15 protein-coding genes are annotated in these 15,669 nt (G+C 49.7%); 8 read left to right on the top strand and 7 right to left on the bottom strand.

Annotated features, from left to right (window positions below; all coding sequences use genetic code 11):
* Nucleotides 1-14: 14 nt before the first annotated feature.
* Complete coding sequence (gene cfa, locus AC07NP_RS05500; RefSeq protein WP_494659812.1) at nucleotides 15-1,163, bottom strand: cyclopropane fatty acyl phospholipid synthase; 1,149 nt, start codon at nucleotides 1,161-1,163, stop codon at nucleotides 15-17.
* Between the two features lie 293 nt (nucleotides 1,164-1,456).
* Nucleotides 1,457-2,662, bottom strand: coding sequence for a purine nucleoside transporter PunC (gene punC, locus AC07NP_RS05495; protein ID WP_203357961.1), 1,206 nt, complete (start codon nucleotides 2,660-2,662; stop codon nucleotides 1,457-1,459).
* 113 nt (nucleotides 2,663-2,775) lie between these two features.
* Between punC and punR the strand changes: the two genes are divergently transcribed.
* The gene (punR, locus tag AC07NP_RS05490; RefSeq protein WP_494659811.1) at nucleotides 2,776-3,708 is read left to right on the top strand and encodes a DNA-binding transcriptional activator PunR; all 933 of its coding nucleotides are present in this window, start codon (nucleotides 2,776-2,778) and stop codon (nucleotides 3,706-3,708) included.
* On the opposite strand, the gene purR is transcribed toward punR, so the two are convergent.
* A complete protein-coding gene (gene purR, locus AC07NP_RS05485) occupies nucleotides 3,705-4,730 on the bottom strand; it encodes an HTH-type transcriptional repressor PurR (protein WP_203357959.1) in 1,026 nt (341 codons plus the stop codon). The two genes, punR and purR, sit on opposite strands and share 4 nt — an antisense overlap.
* 296 nt (nucleotides 4,731-5,026) lie before the next feature.
* Here purR and cydH point away from each other — a divergent pair, with 296 nt between their 5' ends.
* Together cydH and AC07NP_RS05475 are read left to right on the top strand one after the other, a co-directional pair.
* Nucleotides 5,027-5,116: a cytochrome bd-I accessory subunit CydH gene (gene cydH, locus AC07NP_RS05480; RefSeq protein WP_003029209.1), complete on the top strand. Its 90-nt coding sequence runs from the start codon at nucleotides 5,027-5,029 to the stop codon at nucleotides 5,114-5,116.
* A 166-nt stretch (nucleotides 5,117-5,282) separates the two neighbouring features.
* The gene (locus tag AC07NP_RS05475; RefSeq protein WP_494659810.1) at nucleotides 5,283-6,449 is read left to right on the top strand and encodes an MFS transporter; all 1,167 of its coding nucleotides are present in this window, start codon (nucleotides 5,283-5,285) and stop codon (nucleotides 6,447-6,449) included.
* 53 nt (nucleotides 6,450-6,502) lie between these two features.
* Here the strand turns inward: AC07NP_RS05475 and sodB are convergent, their stop codons facing one another.
* Nucleotides 6,503-7,084 carry a superoxide dismutase [Fe] gene (sodB, locus tag AC07NP_RS05470; RefSeq protein ID WP_203357957.1) on the bottom strand — a complete coding sequence of 194 codons (582 nt, stop codon included), beginning with the start codon at nucleotides 7,082-7,084 and terminating at the stop codon, nucleotides 6,503-6,505.
* A gap of 126 nt (nucleotides 7,085-7,210) precedes the next feature.
* A complete protein-coding gene (locus tag AC07NP_RS05465; RefSeq protein ID WP_494659809.1) occupies nucleotides 7,211-8,041 on the bottom strand; it encodes a C40 family peptidase in 831 nt (276 codons plus the stop codon).
* Nucleotides 8,042-8,378: 337 nt separating this feature from the next.
* Between AC07NP_RS05465 and grxD the strand changes: the two genes are divergently transcribed.
* Complete coding sequence (grxD, locus tag AC07NP_RS05460; RefSeq protein WP_003832760.1) at nucleotides 8,379-8,726, top strand: monothiol glutaredoxin 4; 348 nt, start codon at nucleotides 8,379-8,381, stop codon at nucleotides 8,724-8,726.
* Between the two features lie 71 nt (nucleotides 8,727-8,797).
* On the opposite strand, the gene rnt is transcribed toward grxD, so the two are convergent.
* The gene (rnt, locus tag AC07NP_RS05455; RefSeq protein WP_271446358.1) at nucleotides 8,798-9,445 is read right to left on the bottom strand and encodes a ribonuclease T; all 648 of its coding nucleotides are present in this window, start codon (nucleotides 9,443-9,445) and stop codon (nucleotides 8,798-8,800) included.
* A gap of 728 nt (nucleotides 9,446-10,173) precedes the next feature.
* On the opposite strand from rnt, the gene AC07NP_RS05450 reads away from it, so the two are divergent.
* Genes AC07NP_RS05450 through AC07NP_RS05435 form a run of 4 tightly spaced genes read left to right on the top strand, consistent with a single transcriptional unit; the run spans nucleotide 10,174 to nucleotide 15,183 of the window.
* Nucleotides 10,174-10,731: a fimbrial protein gene (locus AC07NP_RS05450; RefSeq protein ID WP_494659808.1), complete on the top strand. Its 558-nt coding sequence runs from the start codon at nucleotides 10,174-10,176 to the stop codon at nucleotides 10,729-10,731.
* A 50-nt stretch (nucleotides 10,732-10,781) separates the two neighbouring features.
* Nucleotides 10,782-11,504 carry a fimbrial biogenesis chaperone gene (locus AC07NP_RS05445; RefSeq protein ID WP_494659807.1) on the top strand — a complete coding sequence of 241 codons (723 nt, stop codon included), beginning with the start codon at nucleotides 10,782-10,784 and terminating at the stop codon, nucleotides 11,502-11,504.
* 21 nt (nucleotides 11,505-11,525) lie between these two features.
* Nucleotides 11,526-14,057: a fimbria/pilus outer membrane usher protein gene (locus AC07NP_RS05440; protein ID WP_494659806.1), complete on the top strand. Its 2,532-nt coding sequence runs from the start codon at nucleotides 11,526-11,528 to the stop codon at nucleotides 14,055-14,057.
* A gap of 31 nt (nucleotides 14,058-14,088) precedes the next feature.
* Nucleotides 14,089-15,183, top strand: coding sequence for a fimbrial protein (locus tag AC07NP_RS05435; RefSeq protein ID WP_494659805.1), 1,095 nt, complete (start codon nucleotides 14,089-14,091; stop codon nucleotides 15,181-15,183).
* 54 nt (nucleotides 15,184-15,237) lie between these two features.
* On the opposite strand, the gene gloA is transcribed toward AC07NP_RS05435, so the two are convergent.
* On the bottom strand, nucleotides 15,238-15,645 hold the full coding sequence (gene gloA / locus AC07NP_RS05430; protein WP_494659804.1) for a lactoylglutathione lyase: 408 nt from the start codon (nucleotides 15,643-15,645) through the stop codon (nucleotides 15,238-15,240).
* Nucleotides 15,646-15,669: the final 24 nt, after the last annotated feature.

The following is a 15,669-nucleotide window of genomic DNA, read 5'->3' as shown; positions in this document are numbered from 1 at the left end:
CGGGGGCTGCTCTGTTAGCGGGGAACGCGCAGACCGTGTTCAACACCGCGCGAAAAAACGACCTGCCAGAGTTGAATATCTCGGGCGCGAAATGCGCCAGCGCAGGCATTCAAATAGTAGCTAAACATCCGCTTAAAACGCTCGCTGTAGTTCTCTGCGATTTCAGGCCAGGCTTTTATAAAGCGTGAATGCCACGACATCAGCGTTGTATCATAATCGGCACCAAAATTGTGCCAGTCCTCCATCACAAAATGCGGTTCGCTGGCGTTGGCTATCTGGCGTACGGAAGGTAGGCAACCGTTCGGGAAGATATATTTATTGATCCACGGGTCGACATTGTTGTCGGTCTTTTTAGAGCCGATGGTATGAAGCAGAAACAGGCCGTCAGATTTTAAATTACGGTCAACCACCTCAAAGTAGGTGTCGTAGTTTTTGGGGCCGACATGTTCAAACATCCCTACCGAAACAATACGATCGAACTGATCCTGTAAGTCGCGATAATCCTGCAGCAGAATGGTGACATCCAAACCTTCACAGCGCTGTTGCGCCATTTTCTGCTGCTCTGCAGAAATGGTCACGCCCACCACGCTGACTGCATAATTGGCCGCCATATAGTGCGATAATCCGCCCCAACCGCAGCCGATATCCAGCACGCGCATACCCGGTTTAAGCTGCAATTTTTCACAAATCATTTTTAGCTTCGCCTGCTGGGCAGACTCCAGAGTATCGGCTTCTTTCCAGTAGGCGCAGGAATATTGCATATACGGGTCAAGCATCCGGCTGAAAAGATCATTACCAAGATCGTAATGCTCTTTGCCGACTATCCAGGCGCGTTTTTTACTTTGCAGGTTGAACAGGCGTGCGCCTGCGATGCGGAGTGTATCTTTGAAATGGTGAGGGAGTTGATTTTCGAGGCCTGCGCGCAGAACTTTATTGAAGAAAATATCCAGTCGTTCGCACTCCCACCAGCCATCCATGTAACTTTCACCTAAACCCAGCGATCCTTCCTGCAATACACGTTTGAAAAAATCGGGGTTTTTGATTTGAATATCAGCCGGGGCAGGACCGTTGATAGCAACGCCCGCACGGCTCAGTAATTCGTTGGTGATACGGTACCAGTCATCATCCGGTACACTGACTTCTTCTATACACGATGAACTCATAGTTTCTCCATCACTGGTCGGTGATCAGAACCTTAAAACAGCGTAGACGCTTTTTGGCTTTGTGAGAAATCTCACGGAAAAAAGTCCGCGAGCCTATAATCCGACGTAGAACAGAGGAAGGGAGAACCCTTGCCGAAAAGACCATTCCCTGGCTAAACGGGAGCGCTCCGGCTCCCGTTAGAACGTAATATTTATCGTATTTATGTAACAACCGAAAATGAGTATAGGCCTCAATAATCGGTGAAACAACCCAAAAAAGTTAGCGAGCTAATCAGTGGCTATTATCGCTATTTTTAGTACGAATCGTTGTGTGCCATCTCAGAGTGCGCGGTGTGATGCGTGGACTCGCTCGCCTGCGACTGCATCCAATACCCCAATCCTGCGAGCGCAACGGTCGATAACATGACGCTGGTGGTGGTCAGCAACGGTGTGCTGATTAACCAGGAGACGACCAGACTGGCCAGGAAACAGAGACCCAACTGCAGTGAATTCTGCAATGCTGCGGCACGCCCGGTGGCTTGTGGGAATGGGCGCAATGCCTGAGCCACAACAATAGGGTAGATCGCGCCGTTGGCGATAGCCATGACACAGAAGGGGATCAGAATTTCGGTCAGCGATACATGGCTAATAAAACTGGTCGCCCAGGTCGCGACGACGCTCAATGCGAAGATGACCAATAACCAGGGTAACAGCTGTTGCCCCTGCCATTTTTGTAACGCTGCGCGGCAACCGTACCCACCGATCAGGAAGGCGATGGTTTGCGGAACATAACTGAGACCAATCACTGCGGGGCTATAACCCATTTCACTAAGGATGAACGGCGAACCGGTTAACCATGCAAAGAAGCTGGCGGAACAGGCTGCGTAAATCAGCACGTTCCCACGATAGGCTTTCGAACGCAGCAGGGTAGTGAACGTCAGTTTATCCTGACTATCGTCACGTGCTTTTGCGGTGGGTTTTAAACGCAGGGCGGGCAGCATCAGGATCAGCGTAATCACAAACAGCGTGGCGAAAATGGCCTGCCAGGAAAAATGCGCGAGGATCCAACTGCCTAACAATGGCGCAAGCGCAGGCGACAACCCGACCAACGGCATGATGGTGGCAAAAATACGGTTAACTTTTTGCGACGGGTAGTAATCCGTCACCAGTGCCTGCCAGACAACAGCAGCAGCACACACGCCAATGGCCTGGATAAAGCGCAGAACCAGCAAGCCTGTTGCACTTTCTACCCACAGCATACCCAGACTTCCGAGGGCGAAGATCGACAAACCGAGCAATAGTATGGGCTTACGACCGTAACGATCGGATAGCGGACCCCAGGCGAGCTGGGCGATGGCGAACCCGGCTAAGAACAGGCTCAGACTGGCGCTGACGGCAGAGGCAGGTGTCTGCAAATCGGCCTGAATGGCAGCAAATGCAGGTAAGTACATATCTGTTGCCAGAAAACCCAGTACGCTGAGACCCGCCAGCCAGACTAAAAACCCTTTTCCCGGTTGCATAATACATTCTCTTTTTTTATCAGTAAGACATTGCCGCAGAGTGTAGGGAGTGAAATTCCTGTTGTGAAACGCTAATATTTGTCTACTGAATTCAAATTTTTTGTAGGCAGAATATGTGGTCAGAATATTCCCTTGAAGTTGTTGATGCTGTCGCGCGCAATGGTAGCTTCAGTTCCGCCGCCCAGGAACTGCATCGCGTGCCCTCGGCCGTCAGCTACACCGTACGTCAACTGGAAGAGTGGCTGGCGGTTCCCCTGTTTGAACGACGCCACCGGGATGTGGAATTGACGCCCGCCGGCGCCTGGTTTTTAAAAGAAGGCCGCTCTGTTATCAAAAAAATGCAGATCACCCGCCAGCAGTGCCAACAGATTGCGAATGGCTGGCGAGGGCAACTGCCTATCGCGGTAGATAATATTGTGCGACCAGAACGCACCCGGCAGATGATTGTCGACTTCTATCGCCACTTTGATGACGTCGAGCTGATCGTTTCTCAGGAGGTGTTTAACGGCGTCTGGGATGCGCTTTCCGACGGACGCGTGGAACTGGCCATTGGGGCGACGCAGGCGATCCCCGTCGGCGGGCGCTATACCTTTCGCGATATGGGAATGTTGAGCTGGAGCTGCGTGGTGGCAAGTCATCATCCCCTGGCGGCGATGCCCGGACCCTTGAGTGATGATACGTTGCGCAACTGGCCGTCGCTGGTCCGTGAAGACACGTCACGGACACTGCCTAAACGTATCACCTGGCTGCTGGACAACCAAAAGCGCGTGATCGTACCGGATTGGGAATCGTCAGCAACCTGTCTTTCCGCCGGGTTATGTGTCGGGATGGTGCCTACGCATTTTGCAAAACCGTGGGTCGACAGTGGCAAATGGGTCGCGTTGACCCTGGAGAATCCATTCCCGGATGCAGCATGCTGCCTGACCTGGCAGCAAAATGACACGTCGCCCGCATTAGCCTGGCTGCTAGAGTATTTAGGCGACAGTGAAACGCTGAATAAAGAGTGGTTGCGAGAACCTGAAGAGGTTCCCGCCGGGGAAGCTTAACGACGATAGTCGCGGAACGGACCATCCGCAACCGAACGACGTTCGATCAGTCGCGGGTGGACTTCAATAGACTGCGACTCTTCACGCTTGTTGACGATACGGTCTAACAACATATTAAAGGCCGTTTCACCCAGTGAGTCTTTCGGTTGGTGAATAGTGGTCAGTGCGGGTGTGAAATAGCGCGCGTTACGCACATTGTCATAACCGATCACCGAAATATCCTGCGGTACGCGCAAACCCATTTCGTCAGCAGCGCAGAGCGCCCCCATTGCCATGATGTCGCCACCGCAGAATACCGCAGTAGGGCGATGGGTCTGAGAGAGGATTTGCTGCATTGCACGATAACCAGACTCAGGTTCAAAATCGCCCTGTACAATCCAGTTTTCCGGGACTTTTATCAGCGCTTCGTCCATCGCCTTCATAAAGCCCGCCAGGCGGCCAGCCCCCGTGTTACGCTCCATCGGGCCAGGAATGACGCCTATCTCACGATGACCGCGTTCCACCAGATAACGACCGGCCATATAACCGCCTTCGAACGCGTTATCAATGACCGTATCGGTAAAGTCAGCCTTCGCTTCGCCCCAATCCATAACCACCATTGGAATATGGCGATACTCTTCAAGCATGGAGAGCAGAGACTCTGGATATTCCGAACACATAACCAGCAGACCATCCACACGCTTTTGCGCCATCATGGAAAGGTAGGCCCGTTGTTTTTCAAGATTATTCCAGGCATTGCCAAGGATCAGGGTGTAGCCTTTCTGGAAGCAGTTTTTCTCAACGGCTTCAATAATTTCAGCGAAATAGGCGGCTTCACTGCTGGTTGCCAGCAGACCGATAGATTTGGTGTGATTCACCTTCAGGCTGCGGGCGACGGCACTCGGGGAGTAGTGCAATTCTTTGATTGCTGCCCAGACAGCATTGCGAGTCTCTTCTGCGACAAAACGCGTTTTGTTAATTACATGTGATACGGTTGTAGTGGAAACGTTTGCTCGCTTCGCTACATCTTTAATTGTTGCCATTACATTTCACTCCAGACCATATCCAAACTCCTGAAAATACTGTAGGTAAACGTTTGCCTTTACACACCCTTATCGCAACATCAGGGTTGCGGCACGCCGGGAAAACGACACGAAACGTCAGGAGGGGGTCAATGGCCGGTACGCTAATCAAGTAAGCGTGGAATTTTGTCTGATCTTGACGAAAAGGGGAAGAGTTAAAAGTGGTTATCAATATAAATCCTGGGAGATTTTTACATCCAAGTGTGTAAAAATGCGCAATATCACTTTTTGTGTGGGAATAAAAAGGAGCAAATTTGATGAGCACCGATCTGAAGTTTTCGTTAGTAACCACTATTATTGTTCTGGGCCTGATCGTAGCGGGTGGTCTGACCGCCGCACTGCACTGATTTACCGTGAGGGAGCATGCTCTCCCTCATCTCGTTACCCCTTCATTGTTACTAAATCAGCAAAAGTCTTTTGCCATTCTGTTAACTTTATTATTTTTGTGATTGATGTCATGCTTTTGGCTCTTATCGGGTGTCGCTTCGCGGCACGCTGCAGCGGAGTCAACGTATGAAAATCAATTACCCCTTACTGGCGCTTGCGATTGGCGCATTTGGTATTGGGACCACGGAATTCTCTCCGATGGGGCTGTTGCCCGTCATTGCGCATGGCGTGAATGTCTCCATTCCCGCCGCCGGAATGCTCATCAGCGCCTATGCGGTGGGTGTGATGGTGGGCGCGCCGTTGATGACCCTGTTGCTATCGCACCGTGCTCGTCGTAATGCGCTGATTTTTTTGATGGCCATTTTTACGCTGGGCAACGTCCTGTCGGCCATTGCGCCGGATTACACCACCTTGATGCTATCGCGCATTTTGACCAGTCTTAATCACGGCGCGTTTTTCGGATTGGGTTCGGTCGTGGCGGCCAGGGTAGTGCCGAAGCATAAACAGGCCAGCGCCGTGGCGACGATGTTTATGGGACTGACCATTGCAAACATCGGCGGCGTGCCTGCGGCCACATGGCTTGGGGAAACCATTGGCTGGCGGATGTCCTTTTTAGCGACCGCTGGACTTGGGGTGATCGCGATGCTCAGTTTATTCTTCTCTCTGCCGAAAGGTGGCGCAGGGGAACGGCCGGACGTGCGTAAAGAACTGGCTGTCTTGCTGCGTCCACCGGTCCTTTCTGCGCTGCTGACCACCGTGCTGGGCGCGGGGGCAATGTTCACCCTCTACACCTATATTTCACCCGTTCTGCAAAACATTGCCCATGCCACACCGGCATTTGTCACCGCGATGTTAGTTTTGATCGGCGTTGGGTTTTCGATCGGCAACTATTTTGGCGGCAAACTGGCCGATCGTTCCGTCAACGGTACGCTGAAAGGTTTCTTACTGCTGCTTATGGTCATCATGCTGGCCATTCCTTTCCTGGCGCGTAACGATCTGGGCGCTGCGTTCAGTATGGTGGTGTGGGGCGCGGCAACATTTGCCGTCGTACCGCCTTTGCAGATGCGCGTGATGCGTGTCGCCAGTGAAGCGCCGGGGTTGTCTTCGTCGGTGAATATCGGGGCATTTAACCTTGGCAATGCGTTAGGCGCGGCGGCAGGCGGCGCGGTGATTTCCGGCGGTCTGGGGTATAGCTTTGTTCCGGTGATGGGCGCCATTGTGGCAGGGCTGGCGTTATTGCTGGTCTTTGTGTCAGCGAGAAGGCAACCTGAAACGGCCTATGTCGCCAACTAAACGATTGAGTTGAAAATAAAAACGCAGAAGGAAACCCTTCTGCGTTGTCGTATTTACGCCGCGAAGTTCTTCGCAACGAATTCCCAGTTTACCAGCGCCCAGAAATGCTCCAGGTAGCCAGGACGGGCATTACGGTAGTCGATGTAGTAAGCATGTTCCCACACATCAACGGTCATCAGCGGGGTGGCATCCGTGGTCAGCGGGGTGCCCGCGTTGGACGTAGAAACGATAGCCAGTTTGCCATCAGCCCCTTTTACCAGCCAGGTCCAGCCAGAACCGAAGTTTTTAATCGCAGCATCGGTGAACTGTGCTTTGAATTCAGCAAAGCTACCGAAGGACGCGGCGATAGCGTCAGCCAGTTTACCGGTTGGTTCGCCGCCCGCGTTCGGGGCCAGGCAGTTCCAGTAGAACGTGTGGTTCCAGACCTGGGCTGCGTTATTGAATACGCCACCTTCTGAACTACGAACGATCTCTTCCAGCGATTTACCTTCAAAGGCGGTACCTTTGATCAGGTTATTGAGATTCGTCACATAGGTTTGATGATGTTTGCCGTAGTGGTATTCCAGCGTTTCAGCGGAAATGTGTGGTGCCAGCGCGTCTTTGGCATACGGTAATGCAGGTAATTCGAACGACATTGCTTCTCTCCTTATTATTAATATGGGTACGTACAATAGCCCTAAAGTACGTAAGGATAGGGTAGCAAATTGAAAGGTGATGCAAAAGAAGAACTTACCCTGTTGCGTAAACAACAGGGTAAGAGATTAACGAATGGTTTTTGGCGTCATGACGCGGCGGGCGCCGACATAGTGGCGTTGCCAGTAATCTTCGCTCAATGAGGTTATCTGAATTTCCTGCCCTGAACGGGGGGACTGGATAAATTTACCATTGCCGACATACACGCCGACGTGATCAGCCGTACCGCGCCCCTGGGTCCGGAAGAAGACCAGATCGCCATTCTTCAGTTCATCACGCTCAATCGGTGAGGCATCGCGTAGGTGGTACATTTCATTTGCCGTACGCGGAATACGGAACTTCACCAGATCTTTATAGGCGTACCAGACCAGACCGCTGCAATCAAAACCGGTACGTGGCGACGTGCCGCCCCAGTGATACGGTTTACCAATCTGATTCATCAATGTGGACATTGCCGTTTTGGTCGCTTTCTGTACCCTGACCTTATGCGCATCGGCAAGCGAAGCTGGTGCGGTCTCTTTCACCTTCACACAATGGGGCTTGCGGCCTTTGCGTGGCGTGCATTTTTCGCTCCAGGTGACGGAGGCTGTTTTTGCGGTTGTGGAAGAGACACGGCGATGTGCATTTTTAGTGGTTTTCGCTGGCGAGGTCGTGTGCTTTTTGGACGAAGAGGCCGTTTTTACGCTGGTTTTGTTAACGGCTTTTTTGACGGTTTTCTGACTGGTTTTGGTTGTTTTTTTACTGGCCGTCGCGTTCTTATGTTTATCTGCCGTTTTCGTTACGTGAGAAACAGCAGGCGTCTCCCTGGTTTGCCGGGAAGCATTAGCCGGGGATGTGAAAGAGAGTGTGGAAAAAAGCAAAGCACAGAGCGTGATCGAAATTCGGTTTATTCGCGCCACTGAGCAGTCCTCTGGTTAATGCAGGCGGCTATCATGCCTGCGTGTGATTTACAAAACCTGTCGATTCTAATCCATAAAAGCACAGAAAGTTAATCGCTTTTATCATCTAAAACCCCATTTCGTAAGCGACTGCAAAAAAAATCAACAGCTCGTACTAAAAATGGTCAGCGGAGAGTCCAGGGCGTGTTGTTTTACAGGATAAGGAATATAGAGAATGCAACTTATCGCGCCAGGGGATAAAATAGTAAAGCGTAATGAAAATGTTATTTTCCGTTGCCAGTCTGACCCGCTACAATGTCAGACTACTGCCGTAAAAGAAGTTAAAGGAAGCAAGACAATGAGCACCACTATCGAAAAAATCCAGCGCCAGATCGCTGAAAACCCGATTCTCCTGTACATGAAAGGTTCTCCAAAACTGCCAAGCTGCGGTTTCTCCGCACAGGCTGTCCAGGCGTTGTCTGCCTGTGGCGAGCGTTTTGCCTATGTTGATATCCTGCAAAACCCGGATATTCGAGCGGAATTACCGAAATATGCAAACTGGCCAACTTTCCCGCAACTGTGGGTTGATGGCGAACTGGTTGGCGGCTGTGATATTTTGATCGAAATGTACCAGCGCGGTGAGTTGCAGCAACTGATTAAAGAAACTGCAGCGAAATACAAAACCGAAGAACCTGATGCTGAGTAATCAGCGGAAATAAAAAAAGCGACCATTCTCTGGTCGCTTTTTTTATGGGCTCGATCGCCTGATGAAAGTGATTAAGCGTCTTCCGGTTGCGGTAGTGGCCACCCGCCAAGGCGTTTCCAACGGTTCACGATTTCGCAAAACAGGATAGCGGTGCGTTCGGTGTCATAGAGGGCGGAGTGCGCCTGGGTGCCATCAAACTCCATACCTGCTGCCAGACAGGCTTTTGACAACACGGTTTGCCCCAGCGCCAGACCGCTGAGTGCTGCAGTATCGAAGGTCACGAAGGGATGGAACGGATTACGCTTCAACGATGCGCGTTCCGCCGCTGCCATCATAAAACTGTGGTCGAAGGTGGCGTTGTGGGCAACCATGATGGCCCGGTTGCAACCGCTGTCTTTGATGCCTTTGCGCACCATTTTGAAGATCGCGTGCAACGCGTCGTACTCACTGACGGCGCCGCGCAGTGGATTTGACGGATCGATACCGTTAAAGGCGAGCGCCTCAGGCTGTAAGTTTGCCCCTTCAAACGGTTCGACATGGAAATGCAGCGTCGTGTCCGGCATCAACCAGCCTTGTTCATCCATTTTCAGTGTGATGGCGGCGATCTCAAGCAGCGCGTCGGTTTTGGCGTTAAATCCAGCCGTTTCGACATCTATCACGACAGGATAAAAACCACGAAAACGGTCACACAGACCGGAAAGTTGAGCGTTATCGGACATCAGGGTCTCTTAATACAGAAAAATTGCAGCGCGCATTATGCCAAATTTTGTTGCTGACGGGAATGGCAGAGGGAAAAGGGACATCGGGTATTGCGTCCCAGGATATCGACATTCCGTAGAGCAGGTTGATGTCCTGTCAGGCTGCTTGTGGGCATTTTCTTCCCCTTCAGATAGCAGGAATGCCTGTTCATAAAATCAAAAAAATATGACCTCACCGAGCTAAGCGTGGGTGTGCGCGGAATAGGGTGCTGGTGCCCATACTCATCAAATGTACAAAAATATATTTTGTATTCCTGTTTTGTATCCGCATTATTCAGTGTTGTGGGATTAAGCGATTGTGCAATCAATTTAATTGAACAGTGGAAGGGGTTATTTAATCTCACCTGCCTATTACGCGAACTAATATCTAATATTATCCCTGGTTAACTTTGTGTTTAATTAAGGTGTCCATGTTGTGAATTGTCCAAAATTAGACTGAACATTGATTACCGACGGCTTATTATTGATATATAATATTATTATGTTGTTATGGCTATTGTACTGACGCTAAAGTCATTCTTTTGCATATGATGGCTAAAATTGCTCGAAAATGCGAGTTGTCGGGAATATAAAATATAATAGCGATAAATAACATAAAAATCCTTACAGATAACACTGGCTGGGTGAGTGTTAAGTTTTAGGGATGAATGATACTCAATAAACACTCTTGTTATACGTTGGAGAGATAAATGAAATTGCGTAAGTTATACATGGTGATGTCTGCCTGTGCGATAGTAAGTTTGTCCGGCATAAATACCGCGAATGCGGCTACCGATAAAGGAACCATTAAATTCGCCGGAGAAGTCGTTGCCTCAACCTGTGATACCAAAGTTGATGCCGGTGGTCCCAATGGCACGGTGACTCTGGATAAAGTGTCTACAGAAACCATCGCGGTGGTTGGTACGACAGCAAAACCTACACCTTTCGCTATTTCCGTTACGGGTTGTACGGCGAGCGCGACAGGTATAGGTGTTCAGTTTGGCGTGCAGAATGGGACGCCGGATACCAATGGCAACCTGAAAAACGAAGAAGCGAATCCAACGAAAGTAAGTCTGCAGTTGGTGGATGTTGCTAAATCCAATACTGCAATTGATTTAAATGCGGATCAGAGCGGTGGGTCGAAATTTACCATCGATGCCAGTGGGAACGGTTCACTTTCCTATATCGTGCAATATTACAGTAATGATGCCGCGCCAGCCGTCGGTAAAGTTACCGCTAATGCCACCTATGAACTGTCGTATCAGTAAATAAGTTACACAGAGTGTTGTTAACAAATGGTCAATTCTGGATTAATTTAATGAAACTTTTTAAATTTTTATGGCAGATGTCATTATTGATGACACTGTTTGGTTTCAGCACTCTCTCATTTGCAGGCCTGGTGTTAGAGGGGACTCGCGTTATTTATCCTGCCGGCGAGAGTGAAGTGACTGTACGAATGAAAAATACAGGAAGCCTGCCGGTTCTGGCGCAAAGCTGGATCGATAACGGTGTTAAGAACGTGACGCCTGATAAAATAGCATCTGTCTTTGTCTTAACACCGCCCATTAACCGGGTGAATGCGGGCAAAGGACAGACGCTCAGGATCAGTCTGATCGCTGAAAACAGCCTGCCGCAGGATAAAGAGTCTGTTTTTTATCTGAATGTATTGGCTATCCCTGCAAAGTCGAAAGACTCCATTGACGCAAGCCAGATTAATATTGCCTTCAAAACACGTATCAAGCTTTTCTATCGTCCAGATTCACTAAAAGGCAGCGCCAATGACGCGCCCAATTTACTACGCTGGAGTATTAACGGTAGCGGTATTACAGCAACTAACCCGACACCTTATTATGTCACCCTGAGTGAAGTGAGTTATACATCGGGTGGGAAGAAAATGGTTTCCCCTGGGCAGATGATTTCACCGGGTGGATCAAGTGATTTTCATTTCAACGGTGTGAAACAGTTAAGTAGCGCAGATTCGATCGAATATGCGTCAATCAATGATTTTGGTGGATTGAATAAGTATAAAGTCAAAAAATAATTCATTTTCGGTGATTTTATTATGCGCTTATTCCATGTGCTTTGTTACGTTAATATCGTGCTTCCATTGCAATATGCTGTCGCCGGAGCAAAAACAGACGGCATCTCCTCGATGGACGTTGCGGGGAATTATGAGTTTAATGATGCTTTTGTTAACCGTTCAGGCGCGCAAATTATCGACCTGAAGCGATTTTCAAATGGCGCGAGTGTATTACCGGGTATCTATAAAGTTATTGTCTCGCTGAACACTGAGCAATTAACGATTTCGAACATCGAGTTCCGGGCCGGGGCGAACAATGCCGTTGATGCGTGTATTCCAAATAATGTTTTTGAATTGATCAGTTTTAAAAAAGAACAGATTAAATTCACGCAATGGGACGTACTGACCGACAGTAAGAACTGCACACGTATACAAGATATCATTCCGGAGGCAACACAGGAATTTGACAGTGAGGCCCAGCAGCTAAATCTCTCTATCCCGCAAGTTTATATCAATAAACTTCCGCGTGGTTCTGTGCCCCCGTCAATGTGGGATAGCGGGATCCCCGCCCTGATGCTGGGATACAATATGAATGCCTACGAATCAAAAAACAGCAATTATGAATCGAAGTCATTATACGCCTCGATCAACAGTGGCCTGAATATTGGCGCATGGTACCTTCGTCATAATGGCTCCTGGAACTGGATGCAGGATCAAGGCGGGCACTACACTGTCCTGAATACCTATGTGCAGCGGGATATTCCTGCTATCTGGGGACGTCTGGCGGCCGGGCAACTGAATACCAGCGGACAACTGTTTGATACATTGCCCATCAGCGGGGCGCAGGTGGCCAGTGATGAGCGCATGTTGCCACAATCGCAGCGCGGTTATGCGCCTGAAATACGCGGTGTGGCGAAAACGAATGCGAAAGTCACGGTTAAACAGAGCGGTCAGACGATTTATGAAACCACCGTTTCGCCCGGTGCGTTTGTGATTAGCGATCTCTATCCGACCGGTTATGGCGGTAATCTGGATGTGAGCATTCAGGAGGCCGATGGCTCGCAGCAGAACTTTTCCATTCCTTATTCTTCGGTGTCGCAATTGCTGCGTCCCGGAAGTACGCGGTACAGCCTCAGTGCGGGAAAACTGCGCAGCGACAGCGTATCGGACGATCCTGTCTTTACGGAGGCGACCTGGCAACAGGGCTTCACGAACATTCTGACAGGGTATGGGGGCGTTCAGGCAAACAAGGATTATCAGGCGGTAAAAATTGGCGCTGCCTTAGGTTTTCCCATTGGCGCAATCGCGTTTGACGTCACCCAGTCCAAAGCGCATCTGCCCGATCGTGGCGATATGTCCGGTCAAAGTTTTCAGATAAGTTACAGCAAGCTGATTAATGAAACGAACAGTAATATCACACTGGCCGCGTACCGTTTCTCCAGCAGTGGATATATGGATTACCTCACGGCGATGGAAACGCTGGATGATTTGCATCACGGTAATGATAGTAATCAGATTCAGCGACAGAAAAACCGCTTTACGCTTAATCTGAGCCAGGGGCTCAAGGAAGGATGGGGCCAGTTATATATTAGCGCCAGCATGGAGAACTATTGGAATAAAGGATCTGTAGAGCGGCAATACCAGATCGGTTATTCCAATAGTTATAAATGGTTGAATTACAGTCTGAATATCAGTCGTAGTCAGGACGAGTGGGGCACATCCCAGACCAGTTATTTTCTGAATTTCTCGATTCCATTGTGGGAAAGCCACGATATGGGGGCGTCTGTGCCGCAACTCAGTATGAGCTATAACCAGGATTCATCTGGCACGGCCTCAGAACAGGCGATTATTTCGGGCAGTCTCGGTGAACAGAACCAGTATACTTATTCGGTTAGCGGCAGTCATGACGACTATGCAGGGACAAGCGGTAACGTTGCCGGGACCTATAAAGGTGGTGTCGCTTCACTTTCCGCAACGTACAGTAAAGGTCGCGATTATCACAGTGCGTCGGTTGGTATGTCTGGCTCTGTGGTTGCGCATTCGGGCGGCATTACATTCTCACCCTACACGGGTGATACGTTTACCCTGGTGGAGGCGAAAGGGGCTGAAGGGGCGGCGATACCCTCATATCCCGGTGTGACCATTGACCGTTTTGGCTACGCTCTGTTCCCGTCAACCAATCCTTATCAGTTAAATGATGTCGTTATTGATCCCAAAGGGATATCTGAAAACGCGGAACTGGAAAACACCTCGCAAAAAATAGTCCCGCGCTATGGTGCGGTGGTGAAAGCGAAGTTTGATGCCCGTCAGGGGAGGCCGGTATTAATTCAGGCGAATTTTGGCGGAAACACACTACCGTTTGGCGCGGATGTTTTTGATGAAAATGGTATCAGCGTCGGGGTGGTATCCCAAGGGAGCCTGATATATGCCCGTGTGCCGAATGATAAAGGCAGCTTGCATATTAAATGGGGGGATGATGAAAATGAACAGTGTCGTGTCAATTATGCACTTGCGCCAGAATCTGAAAAAACAAAGAAAACGGCGCTGAAGCCGTTTGTGGAAAGTTGCAGATAAACTCCCGGCACATAATGGATAACAGGAATATATGACAGCGATTATTTTAATTCTAAACAGAGCGTTGAGCTACTCACTACGAATAGTAATAATGTCAGTTATTGCATTAGCGCTGTGCGGGATAATCGAGGAGGTCCATGCCAGCTATAGTTTTTTATGTGTTCGTTCCAGTGGTGTTTCTGTAGATACCAATAATATCTCAATCAATACTGACGATGCCTCAGCCTATCCGGTTGGAACACTGATTGGCGGGCCATACGCGGATGACGTCGCGGTAGCATTTGAATTTACAGGACGGGAATGTGATGTAGGAAGTGGGACATCTACCTGGGCGGAAGCTTTCCATTCTGCTATTGGCACATATTCGTCACCTGAAGGAAATCTACCTGTCTATGAAGTCTATAATACGGTTGGATTTGGCTATGCACTGGCTATCGGCGATCCCAACAAACCTTATCAGGGACTTCAACAAAATCCTACCGCGCCGCTCTGGGCTGATGACCACGCAATATGGTATGGATCTTTGGGGGTGAAATATAAACTTTATTATGTCACTACAGGTCCATTGGTTCCTGGAAACCACTTTATTGAAGGTGGAGTGACGTTGGCGGATGTATGTTTATCGTCCTCCCGGACAACCAATACTCGTGATTCGTGTTCGATTCTTTCTAATAAGGCCTTCATCATTTCAGTTAAAGTCGGCGGTTGCGATATTGATGCGGATACACCGGCCCTCGTCAATTTAGCGCGCATTAACGCCAACAAACTTACGCATAAAGGTGACGTCGGTGATAATGTGGATTTTGCTATTAATCTCACTTGCACCGGTACCACCACCGTCAATATGACGCTGACCGATCCTAATGGCGGTGACGCTGAAAATGGCGTGCTGTATAGCGATAAAGGGGACGGGCTGGCGGAAAATGTCGGTGTCCAGATCTTGTCAGTCAAAGACGGAGGGCAAACGCCGCAAACGGTTCATCTGAATGAATCCTTTACGGTGGGTGATGCGAGTGATGGCCATTATGAAATTCCGATGTCAGTCAGATACTACAGAACGTCCGACGACACGATTGTCGGTGGCAAAGTCTCTGCGTCGGTTATCTATGAAATATCCTACCAATAACGACAACGCCAAAAAAACGATAAAAGGGCGCAGAGGATCTGCGCCCGGCAGGCATTAGTTGCCCAGACCGCGACCGGCATCTTTCTCTTCGATCAGTTCGATTTTGTAACCGTCCGGATCTTCAACAAACGCAATCACCGTGGTGCCGCCTTTAACCGGGCCGGCTTCACGAGTGACGTTGCCGCCATTTTGACGAATGCGCTCGCAGGCTTCAGCGGCGTTATCCACGCTCAGGGCGATATGACCGTAAGCGGTGCCCAGTTCGTATTTATCGACGCCCCAGTTATAGGTCAGCTCAATCACCGCTTCATCACATTCTTCACCGTAACCGACGAACGCCAGAGAGTATTTGTACTCGGTGTTTTCGCTGGTGCGCAGTAGCTTCATGCCCAGCACTTTGGTGTAAAAATCGATGGAGCGTTGCAGATCGCCGACGCGCAGCATGGTATGAAGTAAACGCATTGTTATTCCCCTTTAAAATGGTCA

The sequence above is a fragment of the Citrobacter sp. GW821-FHT07H02 genome, assembly GCF_059418505.1.
This window is presented reverse-complemented; position numbering and strand designations above follow the sequence as displayed.